The sequence below is a fragment of the Roseburia rectibacter genome (assembly GCF_014287515.2).
Lineage (GTDB): Bacteria > Bacillota > Clostridia > Lachnospirales > Lachnospiraceae > Roseburia > Roseburia rectibacter.
Window position 1 is genome coordinate 1,216,000 of sequence record NZ_CP092473.1, and the last position, 17,921, is coordinate 1,233,920.

At 37.7% G+C, this 17,921-nt stretch carries 11 protein-coding genes; all 11 read left to right on the forward strand.

Going from position 1 to position 17,921, the window contains the following annotated elements; all coding sequences use genetic code 11:
* Window positions 1-248: 248 nt before the first annotated feature.
* The 11 genes from H8S51_RS05865 to H8S51_RS05915 all read left to right on the forward strand — a co-directional run bounded on the left by H8S51_RS05865 (window position 249) and on the right by H8S51_RS05915 (window position 17,870).
* Entirely contained in the window at window positions 249-956 is a 708-nt protein-coding gene (locus tag H8S51_RS05865; RefSeq protein WP_186899003.1) for a hypothetical protein, read from the forward strand.
* Window positions 957-1,020: 64 nt separating this feature from the next.
* A complete protein-coding gene (locus H8S51_RS05870; protein WP_186899002.1) occupies window positions 1,021-1,434 on the forward strand; it encodes a hypothetical protein in 414 nt (137 codons plus the stop codon).
* Between the two features lie 17 nt (window positions 1,435-1,451).
* Window positions 1,452-1,994: a hypothetical protein gene (locus H8S51_RS05875; RefSeq protein ID WP_186899001.1), complete on the forward strand. Its 543-nt coding sequence runs from the start codon at window positions 1,452-1,454 to the stop codon at window positions 1,992-1,994.
* A 9-nt stretch (window positions 1,995-2,003) separates the two neighbouring features.
* Window positions 2,004-2,786 carry a peptidoglycan recognition protein family protein gene (locus H8S51_RS05880; protein ID WP_186899000.1) on the forward strand — a complete coding sequence of 261 codons (783 nt, stop codon included), beginning with the start codon at window positions 2,004-2,006 and terminating at the stop codon, window positions 2,784-2,786.
* An 11-nt stretch (window positions 2,787-2,797) separates the two neighbouring features.
* A complete protein-coding gene (locus H8S51_RS05885) occupies window positions 2,798-3,175 on the forward strand; it encodes an HK97 gp10 family phage protein (RefSeq protein WP_186898999.1) in 378 nt (125 codons plus the stop codon).
* Entirely contained in the window at window positions 3,172-9,816 is a 6,645-nt protein-coding gene (locus tag H8S51_RS05890; protein ID WP_207724005.1) for a tape measure protein, read from the forward strand. Before H8S51_RS05885 ends, H8S51_RS05890 begins: the two co-directional genes overlap by 4 nt.
* A gap of 3 nt (window positions 9,817-9,819) precedes the next feature.
* Window positions 9,820-12,255 (forward strand): fibronectin type III domain-containing protein, encoded by a 2,436-nt coding sequence (locus H8S51_RS05895; protein ID WP_186898998.1) that lies wholly within the window; start codon window positions 9,820-9,822, stop codon window positions 12,253-12,255.
* Window position 12,256: 1 nt separating this feature from the next.
* A complete protein-coding gene (locus H8S51_RS05900) occupies window positions 12,257-13,327 on the forward strand; it encodes a hypothetical protein (RefSeq protein ID WP_186898997.1) in 1,071 nt (356 codons plus the stop codon).
* Between the two features lies 1 nt (window position 13,328).
* A complete protein-coding gene (locus tag H8S51_RS05905) occupies window positions 13,329-15,371 on the forward strand; it encodes a tail fiber domain-containing protein (protein WP_186898996.1) in 2,043 nt (680 codons plus the stop codon).
* Between the two features lie 18 nt (window positions 15,372-15,389).
* Window positions 15,390-15,767 carry a hypothetical protein gene (locus H8S51_RS05910; protein ID WP_186898995.1) on the forward strand — a complete coding sequence of 126 codons (378 nt, stop codon included), beginning with the start codon at window positions 15,390-15,392 and terminating at the stop codon, window positions 15,765-15,767.
* 6 nt (window positions 15,768-15,773) lie between these two features.
* Entirely contained in the window at window positions 15,774-17,870 is a 2,097-nt protein-coding gene (locus tag H8S51_RS05915) for a tail fiber domain-containing protein (protein WP_186898994.1), read from the forward strand.
* The last annotated feature ends 51 nt before the right edge of the window (window positions 17,871-17,921 follow it).

A 17,921-nucleotide genomic window follows, 5' to 3' on the forward strand; every position in this document is an offset into this window, starting at 1 on the left:
CTTCTTCTGTAAGAATGAAGTACCCTGCCATTGTTTATGCTCTTGATGACATCAAGAATACATTTGCAAATGACGGGGTTTATTTATCAGAAAAAAAGTATTCTATAACTGTCATAGACAGTGATCCAGATAGCAGGCTGATTGATGATATATCAGCATTGCTAACTTGTCGGTATAACCGGCATTACACCAAAGACAATCTTAATCATGATGTCTTTGAAATATTTTATTAAGGAGGAACAACATTTATGAAAAAGAAACTTGTTTGGGATAACACAGGCGAGCGTTTATACGAAACTGGTGTAAGTAAAGGTGTTTTATATCCGATTCAGCCCGGAGGAGTATATACGAAAGGTGTTGCATGGAACGGACTTACGGCAGTTACAGAGAGCCCGTCTGGAGCAGAGGCTACAGGACTTTATGCCGATAATATCAAATATCTCAACCTTATTTCGGCAGAAGAGTTTGGTGGAACGATCGAAGCTTATATGGCGCCTGATGAGTTTGCAGAATGTGACGGTTCAGTTGAAGTGGCTCCGGGAGTTTATGCAGGACAGCAGAGTAGAAAAATGTTTGGTCTCGCATACACCACCATCATTGGTAATGATGTGGATTCAAATGACCATGGATATGAGATTCATCTTGTATATGGATGCATGGCTTCGCCATCAGAAAAAGGCTATGAGTCTGTAAATGACAGCCCTGCGGCACTTACTCTTTCTTGGGACTTTACCACAACACCGGTTAATATTACATCGGTTGTTGATGGAGTGACGAAGTTAAAACCGACAGCCACATTGGTGTTTAAATCAACTAAAGTCGATGCAAAGAAAATGGCAGCACTGGAAGAGATTCTGTATGGAAAAGATCCAACAGGTGCTGATACTAACGATGGTGTCGAGCCAAGACTTCCGTTACCGGACGAGATTATTTCAATTATGAAAGCAGTTGGTTAACAAGTAAAAGAGTCGTATTCAGTCAGGCTGGCGACTCTTTTTTTTACGAAAGGAGATAACGATTATGTTAAAAAAGACAATTACTTATACAGATTACAATGGTGTGCGGCGTACCGAGGATTTTTGGTTTAATCTCTCTAAGGCTGAAATCATGGAAATGGAAATGGGAACCGCGGGTGGATTAGCTGAAATGTTACAGAACATTGTAAACGCACAGGATGGTCCAGCGATTATTAAGACATTTAAAGAATTAGTTCTTAAAGCTTATGGCGAAAAGACGCCGGATGGAAAATACTTTAGAAAATCTCCTGAAATTTCAGAAGCATTTTCTCAGACCGAGGCATACAGCGATTTATTCATGGAACTGGCAACAAATGCTGATTATGCGTCTGAATTTGTAAAAGGAATTGTTCCGCGTGATACTGATACTGTCGTGACAGCAGAAACAGCGTCGGCAAACAAGATCGTTTCCATTTAAAAAGAGGTGGGTGAGTTATGCTTGAAATTGTAATACCACCCATTGAATTTTGGGATGAAAAGAATGAGGTATTTGTGTATGCAGATGAACAGAAACTACAGATAGAGCATTCATTACTTGCAATTTCAAAATGGGAGAGTAAGTGGAACAAGCCATTTCTTACAAAGAGTGATAAAACACTGGCTGAATTTGTGGATTACATAAGATGCATGACAATTACAGAAAATGTTGATCCAGAAATTTATAATCGATTGACAGCTAAAAATATTCAGGAAATTGAAGAATACATGGGGGCTTCAATGACAGCATCCACAGTTCCGGAAGAAAAAAATACTCCACATAACCGGGAGCAGGTCACGTCAGAACTTGTGTATTATTGGATGTTATCCTTAGGTATTCCACCTGAATATGAAACATGGCATTTTAATCGTTTAATCATGCTGATTAGAATCTGTAATTTCAAGAATCGACCACCAAAGAAACATAGTAAAAGAGATATATATAGCAGACACGCGGCGATAAACGCAGCGAATAAAAAAAGATTCAATTCAAAGGGGTGACGGTACAAGATGAGCAATAGTAAATTAATAAGCTACACCAAAATCAGTCCGAACAAAACCAAGTCGAGAAAACATAGCATTGACAGAATTACACCACATTGCGTTGTTGGACAGCTTTCGGCAGAGAGCATTGGAAATTGTTTCGTAAGCCCAACAAGAAAAGCGAGCTGCAATTACGGTATAGGTACTGATGGACGAGTTGTTCTTTGCGTAGATGAAAAAGATAGAAGTTGGTGTTCATCGAACTCAGCAAATGATAACCGTGCAGTAACGATCGAGTGTGCTTCAGATAAAACAGCACCGTACGAGATGAACAATAAAGTTTATAATTCGCTTGTTGGTTTGTGTGTAGATATTTGTCGGCGCAATGGAAAAACAAAGTTATTGTGGATTCCTGATAAGGAAAAAGCATTGAAATATTCTCCAAAATCTGACGAGATGCTGATAACAGTTCATCGCTGGTTTGCAAATAAGGCATGTCCGGGCGATTGGCTGTATTCCAGATTAGGAAAACTTGCACAACAGGTTACAGATCAATTATCAGGAAGTGCTGTATCGGATGTAACAGAAAAAGAAGAATCAACACAGAAAGCATTTAAAGTAAAAGTTTCGACTAAGCAGCTTCGGATTCGAAAAGGTCCGGGGACAAACTATGGATTAACCGGTGCGTATACCGGTGTTGGCACATTTACAATTGTTGAAAAACGAGCTGGTTCTGGTTCAGCTGCTGGTTGGGGGCGATTACAGTCCGGTGCAGGATGGATAGCGCTTGATTATGTAACTGAATTATAAGGAGCGTGTATATGATAACGTTTAGACAAAAGGGCGATTTTTCAAAGTTGACTAAATTCTTAGAGAAAGCCAAGGAAACAGTTAAAATCGGTGATCTTGATAAGTATGGTCGAGAAGGTGTAGCAGCCCTTGCGTCTGCGACTCCTGTTGACTCTGGATTAACTGCAAATTCTTGGTATTACAAGATAGAGCAGAAAAAGGGGTCTATATCAATCGGTTTTTATAACAAAAATATTCAAAATGGAGTTCCAATAGCAATCATCTTACAGTATGGTCATGCGACTCGTAATGGAGGCTGGGTACAGGGGCGAGATTACATCAATCCTGCAATCCAGCCTATTTTTGACCAAATTGCAAGCCATGCGTGGAAGGAGGTTACTGAGCTTTGAGTACAACAATCGACGAACGCGTTGTTGAAATGCGGTTTGACAATCAGAAGTTTGAACAGAATGTTAAAACCAGCATGTCTACAATCGAAAAATTAAAGAAAAGCCTCAATCTTGAAGGGGCTGCAAAAGGCTTGGAAAATATTAATTCCGAAGCACAGAAGTGTAATCTGACACCTATGTCAAACGCTATTGAGTCTGTAAAAATTCATTTTTCAGGACTTGAAGTTATGGCGATTACTGCACTTCAGAACATTACAAATTCGGCTATACAGGCGGGAGAAAGAATGGTTTCCGCTTTTACAATAGATCCAATAAAATCTGGTTTCGAAGAATATGAAACACAGATCAATGCTGTTCAGACAATACTTGCAAACACATCAAGTAAAGGAACAACACTGGATCAGGTCAATTCTGCATTGGATGAATTAAACCATTATGCAGATATGACAATTTATAATTTCACGGAAATGACCAGAAATATCGGTACTTTCACAGCAGCAGGTGTTGATCTTGATACATCAGTGGCTGCTATTAAGGGTATCGCAAACTTGGCGGCAGTATCCGGTTCAACATCTCAACAGGCAAGCACTGCAATGTACCAGCTTTCACAGGCATTGGCAGCGGGTACGGTAAAACTGATGGATTGGAACTCAGTAGTAAACGCTGGAATGGGTGGTCAGGTATTTCAGGATGCGCTTAAAGAGACTGCACGTGTTCATGGTGTAGCTATTGATCAGATGATCAAGGATGAAGGTTCATTTCGTGAAACTTTACAAAAAGGATGGCTTACATCGGATGTCCTGACCGAAACATTATCAAAATTTACAGGCGATTTGAATGAAGATCAATTGCGTACAATGGGATATGCAGATGAACAGATTAAGTCAATTCTCGAAATGGGAAAAACTGCAAATGATGCAGCAACAAAGGTCAAGACGTTTACACAGCTGTTTGATACATTAAAAGAGGCAGCACAGTCCGGATGGACGCAGAGCTGGGAAACAATCGTTGGCGACTTTGAAGAAGCAAAAGAGAGATTAACTGGTTTATCTGACAGATTCAGTGAATTGATTAATAATTCATCTGATAAACGTAACTCTATTTTAAGCAGATCATTTGGATCTGGTTTTGATACTTTATCAGAGAAATTGAGTAAGGCTGGAATAGAGACTGAAGTATTTCAAAATAAAGTGAAAGAACTGGCTAAAAATCATAACGTAGATTTAGATATGATGATTGAGCAGACCGGTTCGTTTGAAAAGGCTTTAAGCACTGCATTTAGTCACGGTTTGTTGAAAAGAGATATTCTAAAAGGTGCAATAAAAAGCCTTGTTGGGAATCTGACAGATGCTACTAAATCTACTGCATCCATGGCATCTCAAATGGAAAAGTATGGAGAAGTGGTAGATGCTGTTATAAATGGAAAATTCGGTACAGGCGAAGCAAGAATAAAAGCATTAACTGAAGCCGGATATGATTATGCAACTGTACAAAATCTTGTAAATGAAAAACTTGGAAGCAGTGTCCGGCATATGTCATCATTGACCAATGAACAGTTGAAAAATGCAGACGGATTAGCAAATCTGTCAGATGAGCAGTTGAAAAATGCAGGATATACAGAAGAACAGATAACTGCACTTCGTGATTTGCAAAAAGAAGCAAATAAGGCTGGGTCATCTATCAACGATCTGATCGATAACATTGATCGTCCAACCGGAGCAGAGTTAGTATGGGGATCAGTTTCGAATGTGATTGACAGTGTTGTCTCATCTTTGTCAGCGATGAAAAAAGCATGGAACGATGTGTTTTATAAAGGTATGTCTGATGATGACATTATCGAGAAAAAATCACAACGACTATACAATCTTCTCAAAGCAGTTAATTCCTTTACAGAAAAACTCAAAGTGAGCGATGATACAGCAGATAAACTGACCAGGACTTTTAAGGGATTATTTGCGATTCTGGATATAGGCACAACAATAGTCGGTGGCGGATTTAAACTGGCATTCAAAGGAGCATCAATCGTATTGAATGCATTCGATTTGGACATTTTAGATGTTACAGCTACGATTGGTGATTTACTTACAGAATTTCATGATTTTCTTTTGGATAATAAGCTGGTTAATAACGCAATTAAAGAATGTGGAACGGCTTTTAAGAAAGGATGCACTGAAATTCAGAAATGGGTTCAACAGTTTACAGAATTACCTGTTGTGAAAGAAAATCTGGAGGAAGTAAAAAACGTACTTTCTAAAATGGATTTTTCAATCGCTGAACGCGGAATCAATAAAGCTACAAGCGCCCTGCAAACTGGTTACACCGAACTGCAAAAATGGATCAACAAATTTCTGGAAATCCCGATTGTTCAAAGAAATATTGAAAGATTTCAAAATGCTTTTTCAGAGACATTTTCGGATGTAAACACGTACTTTAAAAATGGATTAGTTGTAATAGACGAGTTCATAGCGCGTGTAAAATCTTTAGATCATATATCATTAGACAACATTGATGATATTTTTAAAGATTTCCGACAAAATGTACTTGGATATTTTTTCAATTTTGATGGCGTATTAGGAAATTTAAAAACAGCTTTCGATGAATTTAAGGCAGATGTAAAAAGCCAGCTTGATGAAATTGCTGGAACAGCTGATAGCTTTAAAGCAAAGATTTTTGGTGTTGTAGATTCGATCAAACAGTATATTTCAGATCACATTGGTGGAATTTTTACAATTGTCATGGGTGTCGGACTCATAAAGGTTACGAAGCAGATTGGAACTGCTCTTGAAAATATATCCAAACCGTTTGAGTCTTTTGCGGGTATGTTTGACAGTGTTAGCAGTGTTTTTAAAAGTATCAGTGGAGTTTTTGATACCCTTTCAGAGTCTATCAAGGCTGATATTCTTATTAAAAAGACACAGGCTATCAGAAATATCGCAATTTCTATTGCAATACTTGCAGGCTCTCTATTTTTATTATCACAGGCAGATCCGGAAAATTTATTGACAGCAGCAAAAGCGATTCTGGTTCTTGCTGGAACATTAGCAGTTCTTACGGCAGCTATGGCACTTATTGATAATAAGCTTGGAGTTGGAACAGGAACTAATAGTGGAGCTACAAGTATGTTAATGATGGCTGCGTCATTAATGATTCTTGTGGAAGTCCTGAAAGGGGTAGACGAAATTAAATCCGACCACATTTTAAAGGATTTGGGAATAATTGCGGCACTGGCTGGTGGATTAGCAATAACCGCAGGTTTACTGGGAAGATTTGCTCCTCAGTTATCCAAAGGTTCGTTAACTCTTATTGGTATCGCAGTATCGTTGAAAATCATGGTAGGTGTGTTAAATGATTTAAACGATCTGAAAATGGATAATATCAATCAAACGATAAAGATTATGATCGGGGCGTTAGCCGGATTGGCAATATTAAGTATCGCCTGCAAAAATATTAAGTTTGGTTCTGCGGTGTCAATATTGGCGATTGTTATAGCCTTAAAGTTATTCATAGGTGTGTTTGATGATATTGCAAATCTTGATTTTGCAAAAGTAGAAGATAATCTCAAAACAATAGCAGTAATATTCGGAATCTTTGCAGGGGTTATGGTCGCAAGTAAATTTGCTGGTAAAAATGCCGCACAGGCAGGAGTTGGAATCCTTGCAATGTCAGCAGCACTGATATTAGTTGTTGGTTCGATGAAAATGCTTGCGAATATGAATGCTGGGGATATTAAGAAATCATTGAACGCAGTATCACAGATAATGTTAGTATTTTCTGCGGTTATACTTGCAAGTAAATTTGCAGGGAAAAATGCAGCGCAGGCAGGAGCAATGCTTTTAATGATGTCTGGAGCATTACTTATTCTGACTGGTGTAATTGTTGTTTTGAGTCATGTTAAACCAGAGGGAATGAAACAGGCTCTTGGAGCGATTGCAATTTTGGAGACGCTTTTTGCTGGCTTAATAGCAGTGACAGTGTTGGCGAAAGATTGTAAAAGTACAATAATGATGATCGCTATTACAATCGGTATATTAGCAGTAGCTCTTGCAGGTTTATCGTTTATAAAACCTGAAAATCTGGTGGCTGCTACAGTTGCAATATCGGTTGTTATGGGAATGTTTGTTGTAGTTATTGCTTCTACTCATTTTGTGAAAAAAGCGACAAGTACATTATTGATCATTACCGGGGCAATTACCATATTAGGCGGTATGATTGCATTATTAGCGCAGTTACCGGTCGATTCAGTACTTGGTTCAGCTGTTGGGTTGTCTCTTTTATTGCTGTCTTTATCATCAGCTATGATCATCATAAGCAAATGCGGTACAGTGTCGCCTAAAGCATATGTTACGTTGGGAGTAATGACATTAGTTACTGCTGGGTTAGCAGTGATTATCGGAGTGCTTGCAAAAATGAATGTCGGTCCGACATTAGAGATTGCAGCTTCATTATCAATTATGTTATTAGCATTATCAGCTGCTTGTCTGATTTTAAGTAAAGTTGGTGTTACAGGGACCGGAGCATTTGTAGGCATTGAAGCACTTGTAGCATTGATCGCAGCAGTTGGCAGTTTGATGATAGCTATAGGTGCCTTAGATGAGTATTTCCCTGGAATGGAGAAATTTCTTAATAAAGGAATAGATATCCTGGAGAAAATCGGCTATGGACTGGGATCTTTCTTTGGTAACATTGTTAATGGGTTTGCTGTAGGTGCTACATCAGGATTACCAGAGATAGGGGAGAATCTTGCTGGGTTCATGGAAAAAGCTCAACCGTTCTTTGATGGATTATCCAATGCAGACACGTCAGCCATGACCGGTGTAAAAGCACTTGCAGATACTATCTTGATTCTGACAGCAAACGAATTGTTATCTGGTATTACATCATTCCTTGGGTTTGGAACAAATTCCATGGATATGTTTGGTATACAACTTGAATCATTTGGAACATCTTTAACGAACTTCTCAAATTCCGTAGAAGGTGTAAAGCCTGAAAATGTGAATAAAGCCGCAGAAGCCGGAAAAGCATTAGCAGACATGGCGAACGCAATACCAAATACTGGAGGTGCTATAGCTAAAGTTATAGGCGACAATACAACTGATGTTTTTGGTATACAACTTGAAGCATTTGGAACATCTTTAACGAACTTCTCAAATTCCGTAGAAGGTGTAAAGCCTGAAAATGTGAATAAAGCCGCAGAAGCCGGAAAAGCATTAGCAGACATGGCGAACGCAATACCAAATACTGGAGGTGCTATAGCTAAAGTTATAGGCGACAATACAACTGATGTTTTTGGTATACAACTTGAAGCATTTGGAACATCTTTAACGAACTTCTCAAATTCCGTAGAAGGTGTAAATCCTGAAAATGTGAATAAAGCTGTTGTTGCAGGAAAAGCGGTTGCAAATATGGCAAATGCAATACCAAATACTGGAGGCGCTATAGCTAAAGTTATAGGCGACAATACAACTGATGTTTTTGGTACACAACTTGAATCATTTGGAACATCTTTAACGAACTTCTCAAATTCCGTAGAAGGTGTAAATCCTGAAAATATCAACAAAGCTGTCGTTACAGGAAAAGCGTTATCTGACTTAGCCAATAGCTTACCGGAGACAGAAGGTTTCTTTAGTAAAATAGCAGATTTTGCCACATTTGGAGATGATTTGTCATGGTTTGGATCATGTTTAGCAAGCTATTCTATTTCCATATCCGAAATTAATACTGATAAGATCCTGGAGATCAATAAGGCAATAAGGTCATTGATTATCCTGTCCAATGATATTTCAGCTGATGGATGCAAGGGTCTGACTACATTTGGAAAGTCATTATCAAAAATCGCTAAAAATGGATTAACCAGTTTTGTAACAGCTTTTAGTGATGCAAAAGATCAGATTATTAATACAGGAAGTCAAATGATTACCGATTTCATAATTGGGGTGGAAGTAAAGCATCCGGATTCGAATGCCGAATTTAGAATGGTCGCACAGTCAGCGGTGGATACAATCAGAACATTCTATGCTAGTTTCAGTCTTGCTGGAGCATACTTAGTTGATGGATTTGTCAACGGAATCAGCGCCAATACATACAAGGTGGCTGCTCAAGCTAGACTTATGGCTTCGGCAGCAGTTGTGTCAGCAAGGAGAGAGTTGGATATTAACTCACCATCAAAAGTATTTTATGGAATTGGCGATTTTGCAGGTAAAGGTTTTATAAATGCACTTGCTGATTATACGGATAAAGCAGAATATGCAGGACAAAATGTTGCTAAAGCTGCTGTTAACGGTTCGCAGAATGCAATTGGAAAAATTGTAGATGTATTAAACAGTGGAATAGATGCTGAACCAACAATTCGACCTGTTGTAGATTTATCGGATGTGACAAAAAGTGTTTCAGATTTGAATGCCTTATTCAGTTATGAACAGGCTATGTCATTAGGAAGTCAGATAGAAGTAACACGTAAGGCGAAATTTCAAAATGAAGATATGGGCGATGTTGTATCTGCGATTGATAAGCTCGATGCATCATTAAGCAGATTCAGAGGAGATACTTATAATCTGAATGGTATTACGTATGATGATGGAAGCGTAGTTGCAGAAGCAATCAAGACTCTTGTTAGGGCTACAATAGTGGAAGGGAGAATATAAAACATGGCAAATAAAAAATGTAAGAACGTGACATGTGGTATCCAATCGGGTACCACTAATGTTTTATATTTTACATGGGTATGGAATGGATATATACCAAGTACTCATAAGGACTGGAGTAAAAATAAAACCACTAAAGACTTTAAATACCAGATTCAGTATACAACAGGTGATGGCGTGTGGTTTTGGGGAGAAAATGGCTCGACAGTTGCAAATAATGTTCGTAATCTTACATATTCAATTCCCTCTAATGCAAAGAAAATACGATTCAGGATTAAACCGGAGTCGAATACATACAAGAATAATAATGTAGATACAGCATGGTATACATCTGAATATACAGCATGGAAAGAATATAAAGTCGTCGCAGACAAAACACCAGCAACACCAAGTACACCAACTTTGAGTGTAAGTGGAAATCTTCTTACAATGGAATTAGATACATACGATGAGAATACGAAGTCAGTGTATTTCTATGTTGTAAAAAATGATACAAAACGATATGGCGAATATTCAGCAGATGTAGTTAAAAATCATGTGAGTATGACGATTGCAGTAGATGCTGGTGCAGAATACAAAGCAAAGGCATGTGGAAGCAATCAAAAAAATGATCATATGGGTTCTTTTGAGACTGGAGAGTGGTCTGAGTATTCATCGAATGTGTCTCCATGTCCGAACACACCGAGCTGGATATCTTATTATGCCAAAACATCAACAGAAGTAAGGCTTGACTGGACACATTCTAAGGGCGCAACAAGTTTTGAAGTGCAGTATACAGAATATCAAAGGTACTTCGATAGTTCTGGAAATGTTACATCACTTACAGTTAATGAAGAATCTGATTATAGTCATGCCGAGGTCTCTGGTCTTGAAACGGGAACAAAGTATTTCTTCAGGGTTAGGGCAAAGAATGACGCTGGTTATTCCAGTTGGTCTGAGATTGTATCTGTAATTGTTGGAGAGGTACCAGATGCACCAACAACTTGGGCAGATGCTTATACAGCAGATGTTACACATTCGCCTGTTTTATATTGGACTCATAATTCCGGCGACAGTTCAAATGAAACAAAAGCGGAGCTGTACATTAGTATCAATGGTGTTTATGTCGGTGCATTATACGATACAGAAAAGAAGAAACAGGGGCAAATATGCTCATTTCCTTTGAGTAATCTCAGAATGACATTTTCATCAGATACAAAAATACAGTTTAAAATACGAACCATGGGAATCCTTCAAACAAAAACAAACGGAAATGAGGCTTGGAGTCCTTGGTCCACAACAAGAACAATTCAATTGTACCAAGTGCCAACGTTGACTGCCACAATAAATGGTTTAGATGAAAATAAAAACCTTTTGACATATCCGTTGACATTAGTATATGAATCGGGTCCAACTACACAGAAACCAATTAGCTGGTATCACGAAATAACTGCTGGAAATACATATGAAACTGTTGATGAAACAGGTCAGGTTAAAACTGTGATGAAAAACGATATTATTTGGTCTGAGTCATTCAACGCATCTGAACAATCAACAACTTTAAACATTAATCCAGCATTGACATATTTGGAAAATGGGGAAGTATACGTTGTAAAAACTGTAGTTGGAATGAATACTGGATTGTCAGCGTCACATGAGCAATATTTTAAAGTATCAATGTTGGAAACAGCGATTGATATAGAAGCGGTCATCAGTTATAACACTAAAAATTATACAACATCAATTGAAGTAGCTGTGTATGATAAGATTCAGGATAATGGGTTGGATTCTATAATTGATGAAAACGGTGAAGTAGTGTATGCAAATGGTGGGAAATTGTTGGATGATGCATTAGTTTCTATATATAGAAGAGAATTTGATGGATCATTTACTGCAATAGTAAAAAATGCTATAAACCGTGAGCATAACACTTTTATTGATCCGCATCCAGCATTAGATTATGCACGATACAGAGTGGTTGCAAATTTAACTGGAAACGGAAGTTTTGATTTCTATGATGTGCCAGTATATCCAGTACAAGAGAAAGCAATTATTATTCAGTGGTCTGAACAGTGGCAAAACTATGTCGGAACTGAAGATTTGATTTTAGCAGAACCAAGTTGGAGTGGCTCATTGGTACGGTTACCATATAACATTGATATATCTGACGATTTTTCAAATGATGTTAATTTGCAAAAATACATTGGTCGAAAAAGACCGGTTAGTTATTATGGAACGCAACAGGAACATACGGCAACATGGTCAGTAGATATACCAAAAGATGATATCGAAACATTATATGCAATACGAAGGCTTGCTAATTATTTTGGAAATTGTTATGTAAGGGAACCATCTGGCACGGGATATTGGGCACAAATAAAGGTTTCATATAGCCAAACACACGCTGACTTGGTAATACCGATTTCATTTAGTATAACAAGAGTTGAAGGGGGTGCTTAAAATGCTGGATTGGACTCAGACTATGTCACAATCTTACAGATTTTATAAAGTTGACCCTGTAACATGGATGGACGGTCAGGAATTAAATCAGATTTCTGACTGTTCTATTAATTGGGATTCAACAAGTAGTACACTCGGTTCTGCATCTATAACAACTTCTGAGATACTTGAAGAATGCTACATACGAACATATATGGTAGCAATTCAAAATGGAGTAAAAGAAACGATTCCAATTGGTACGTTTTTGTATCAAATGCCATCCAATGATTATGATGGAAAGTGTCAAACAATAAAAATGAATGGTTATACGCCGTTGATGGAGTTAAAAGAAAAATCACCGTCAATCGGATATACAATAAAAAAAGGTACAAATTATATGACATTGGCAAGTGAATTGACAGCGAAAAATACAAGGGCACCTGTTATCACCGTAGAAACAGCAAGTACCCTAAGTTCTAATTTTACAGCTGGCACAGACGATACGTGGCTTACGTATCTGAGGGATTTAATAGCTACAGATCATTACACATATGATGTAGATGCTTTAGGACACATTCTTTTTTCTCCTGTAATTGCTACAGAGAAAATGCAACCAGTAATGACATTTAATGATGATGAAAGATCCATCTTATTACCAGATGTTACAGTTGAAAGAGATATGTATGACATTCCAAACGTGGTTGAGGTTGTGTATTCGGAAGGTGTCAAAAAACCAATAAGTGCAATTGTTAAAAATACAGATGATAATAGTCCGGTATCAATTAGTAAAAGAGGCAGAGAAATTATTCATCGTGTTGTAAATCCGTCGTTGAGCGGTATACCAAATGAGGAATATGTGAAAGAGTATGCAAGAAATTTGCTCGCAACTTTATCAAAATTAGAATACAAAGTAACTTATACGCATGGTTACTGTCCAGTAAGAGTTGGCGATTGTGTGTTATTGAACTATGAAAGAGCAGGTTTAAAAAACATAAAAGCCAAAGTTATCAGTCAGTCTATTAATTGCGGAATCGGATGCACAGTAGAAGAAACAGCAGTATTTGTTAATAATTTATGGGAAGGCGGTTTGTAACATGGAATTGTCAACACATTTGTTAAAATCATTTGCGAAAGTTGTAAATCAACCTTCAAAAGAGACTTCTAAAACATCAACTATATATGGCGATTTAAAAAACGATAAGAATGATTTTTACGTTAAGATCGATGGGTCAGAGGAATATATCCCTACATATACTGTTGTTAATGGACAAACTGGAGATAGAGTAGTTTGTGAAATACGAAATCATTCAGTATTAGTTACTGGAAATTTATCGTCGCCATCTGCAACGGGTGATGACGTGAAACAAGTATCAGATAAAGTTGATTTTCTTGAAGCAAATAGAATTACAACAGATTATCTCGAAGCTCATTATGCAGAAATTGATTTTGCAAACATAAATGTTGCTAATATTAAACAAGGATTTATGGAATCGCTTTTAGTATCACAGGGAATAATAGCAAATCGTGTTGTTGGTTCAGAGGTGATAGCAACAAACGTTTTAACCGGAGTGAATATCTATGCTGACGATATTGTAGCTGGAACTCTATCAGTAGACAGGCTTGTTTTTCGAGGAAGCGAACAGAGCGTAATTTATCAGTTGAATAACATAAGTGGCGCACTTCAGGCAGAGAACGTTGATACAATTAATGGTGAAGTGATTACACCAAGGACAATTGCAGCTGATCGCATTATAGCAAAAAGTATTACAGCAACTGAAATTAATGTGCAAAACTTAGTTGCTACAGGATTGATAGAAGCAAATAGACTGACTTCTAAAAATATTGTAGTAGACGATCTGTTTGCCACGGATATTACAGCAGCCGGAAGCATTAAGAGTAGTAATTACGTCTACACAAGCGGTATTTATAGTACAGCAGGTGTAAAGATGAGCATGGCAACTGGTCAGATAATCAGTAGACAATTTGCAATCGATGTATCCGGGAACACTTATTTTGCTGGACAATTATCAGCGCCAACAGGAAATATTGGCGGTTTCACAATCGGAACAAATTCTTTATATTCTGGACCTGATAACCTTGGGAGTAATAAAAAAGGTGTTTATATAGGCACAGATGGAATAAGTTCAATTGGGGATAATGGCGGAAAATATGTGCAGATAAGAAATGGAAAAATTATAGGTCATAACAGCGGCAGTATGCCTGGCACGTCTGAGGCTGTAATAGATTTGACAACGGCAAGTAGTGCAGGCAATAGAGCTTTTGGTTTGGGTGCTCAAGCTGGATTGTTATCAGTGTACATGATTGATGAGACAGCTGTCAACTTGCCGTCCGCCAAAGGCATTATTATATCTTATGATGGTATATATACTGGCAAATATCAAAGTGGAACGTGTGTGCAAAACAAGACATTACTTTCAGTTGATGGCGATGTTGGATGCCCATTGAATTTATCAAATGCTTTATGGCTTCGTACATATAATACAGCAGGCACATTAACCAGATTGATTGGTATGAACAGTAAAGACAATGTTCATATGGGTGACTATAATGGAGACAATATATCACCAGTGTATATCCATGCAAGAGGTAAACAATACAATTTCACAGATGAAGCTTTTTGCCCAAATGTTACAAATGATGTCACATTAGGAGGTGCAAGCAAGCTATGGAAAACTGTTTACGCAAAGACTGGAACAATTAATACCTCTGATCGGACAAAGAAGCATGATATAAAAGATTTGACAGAGGTATATGAAAAGCTGTTTCTTAAGTTGCAACCAAAGTCATTTATATTTAACGACGGCGACCGTGTACATATTGGTGCTATCTCACAGGATGTTGAAGATGCTATGCATGAGCTTGGAATGTCGGCGGAGGATTTTGCAGGATTCTGTAAGGATATTCAGTATGATTATCGGGAATATAATGACGACGGAACACCTGTAGAAGAGAGCAGATACATTATAACAGATGCCGACGGTAATCCGGTATATGATTATGCCCTGCGGTATCAGGACTTTATCTTTTTAACAATCCATATGGTGCAGAAGCTATTTATCAAAATAGAAAAAATAGAAAATGAAATGGATGCAATGAAAATGAAAATTGCTTTATAGAAAGGACTGTAGGTTCATATGAAAAAATTAGAGATTAAAACTGGAAAACTTTATGATATGTATGTCGGTTTTCTATCGAATAATATTGTAAAACTGGAATTTTCAAGAAGAGGTGCTTTGGCTATATGCCGTAATCTTAAAAAGATTGAAACAGAGTTGTCCGAATATATTTCAGCGCGACAGAAATTAATCGAAGAGTATAAAATTGGTGATGAACCGTATATTGACCATACGAATCCCCGATATAACAAATTTATGGATGAACTTTATGCGATAAATTCTGTTGATGTTGTTCTGGATATTAATACTATTACAGAAGAAGATCTTCCGAAGAATATTAGTATCGAACAAGTCTTGTTATTGGATTCAATGCTATGCGAGAACGCAAAGGAGTGAATGTAAATGGCTAAACTAATAGAATACGATCAAGTAGAAACGCTTAAAGACGAAGACATATTTTTGATTGATGGTGAACGAGGAACAAAAACTATAGCGGCGAAAAATCTTGCAAACGATATAAAAAAAGTTAGTTTGGGCGAATCGACCGAATATACGGACGATAGATTTTCTAAACTGGATGATGCAAAACTTGATAAAACTGGAGATGCAAGTAATGTAACTAGCGATATTCAATCTGCAACGATCAGAACGAATCTTACAACTGGGGAAAAACTTGCTGTTTCATTAGGAAAAATTAAAAAATTCCTCAGTGATTTAAAAACTGTTGCTTTTACTGGAAGTTATGCAGATTTGACAGAAAAACCAACATCAATGACAGCAAATGGCGGAAATGCCGATACCGTAAATAATCACACGGTTGATACAGATGTTCCGGAGGATGCAAAGTTTACAGATACAGTATATGATACTTTTGTAAAATCTGGAACCGAAGCAAAAGTTGGTCTTGTTCCGTCACCACCGACTACTGCTGGCACAACTAAATACCTTAGGGAAGATGGAACTTGGGCTGTCCCATCGAGCTCTATACCAGACGATACAGTTACCGGTATTAAAGGAAATGTTGAAACGGAATACCGCACAGGGAAGGTGAATTTGACATCGGAAAATATCGGTGCGCTTCCTATTAGTGGAGGAAAGTTAACAGGTCAATTACAAGTTGGCGAGAAAGTTAAACTTTATACCAGCAGCGAGGGTGGAAACATTCAGATTATATCACCAGACGATATCGGTTTAAGATGGGAACTGGATGCATTCAAAGGTGATTTGAGGTTTATTTGTTTTAATAATGATGGTACCGTCAAAAAAATCTGCCAGTTAACAAAAGATGGAACGCTTATCGCAAACAATGCAACACAATCAGCAGCCGGCTTAATGAGTCCGAAAGATAAGGAAAAATTGGACAATCTTTCTAATGCAATAACCATTGGTGGGGATACAGCGAGCAATATCGTATCATTTACAGCATCAACCGCAAGAGAAAATCTCAAAAGCGGCGAATCCCATGCGACACTGTTCGGAAAGATTGTAAAGTGGTTTTCTGATCTGAAAGAAGTTGCATTTACCGGAAAAATCCCATGGTCTGACGTGACAGGTAAACCGAGTACATACGCACCATCCAGCCATACGCATGATGAACGATATTATACAGAAAGTGAAGTTAATTCTATATATTCTGGTATTATGCAGAATCTTATCAGCGGAGACGAAAATGTGACGACAAAATTATCAAAAAACATTGCAAATGGAGATGCGACGCTTGATAACAGAATAACAGCAGTTGCCAACGCATTAAAAGGATATCTTCCGTTGTCAGGCGGAACATTAACGGGAAGTTTAGATATTGAATCTGGAAAATATATCCATGGAACACATACAAACGGAACAATTCTTGACATTCTGGGATTAAATAAGAACAATAACTGCCATGTCGGGAATAATACAACTCCGACGTTTCTTCATGGAGCGGGGTATCAATTAGATATATCTGGAGCATTCATTTGTCCGAATGTATCGAACCAGATGTCATGCGGAACAAAAAATAAATTATGGACAACTGTTTTTTCGAAAACAGGCGCTATTAATACCTCTGATCGGACAAAGAAGCATGATATAAAAGATTTGACAGAGGTATATGAAAAACTATTCTTGAAGTTGCAACCAAAATCATTTGTCTTTAATAATGGTGATCGCGTGCATATAGGTGCTATCTCGCAGGATGTCGAAGATGCCATGCAGGAACTTGGAATAGTCGCAGAGGAGTTTGCAGGATTCTGTAAGGATATCAGATACGAATACACAGCATATAATGAGGAAGATGGAACTCCCGTAGAATCTTCAAAAATTCCATGTAAAGACGAAGATGGAAATATCATTTATGATTACGCATTGCGGTATCAGGAGTTTATCTTTCTAACAATCCATATGGTGCAGAAGCTTTGGAACCGTGTGGAAATATTAGAAAAAGAAAATGCAGAGATGAGAGATCAGATTAAATCGATACAGCAAGATATTACAGAATTAAAAAAATCAAGAGCCTAAGAGCCGATTGCATGACTATGTGTTATGTAGCCGGCTCTTTTGAATAACCGC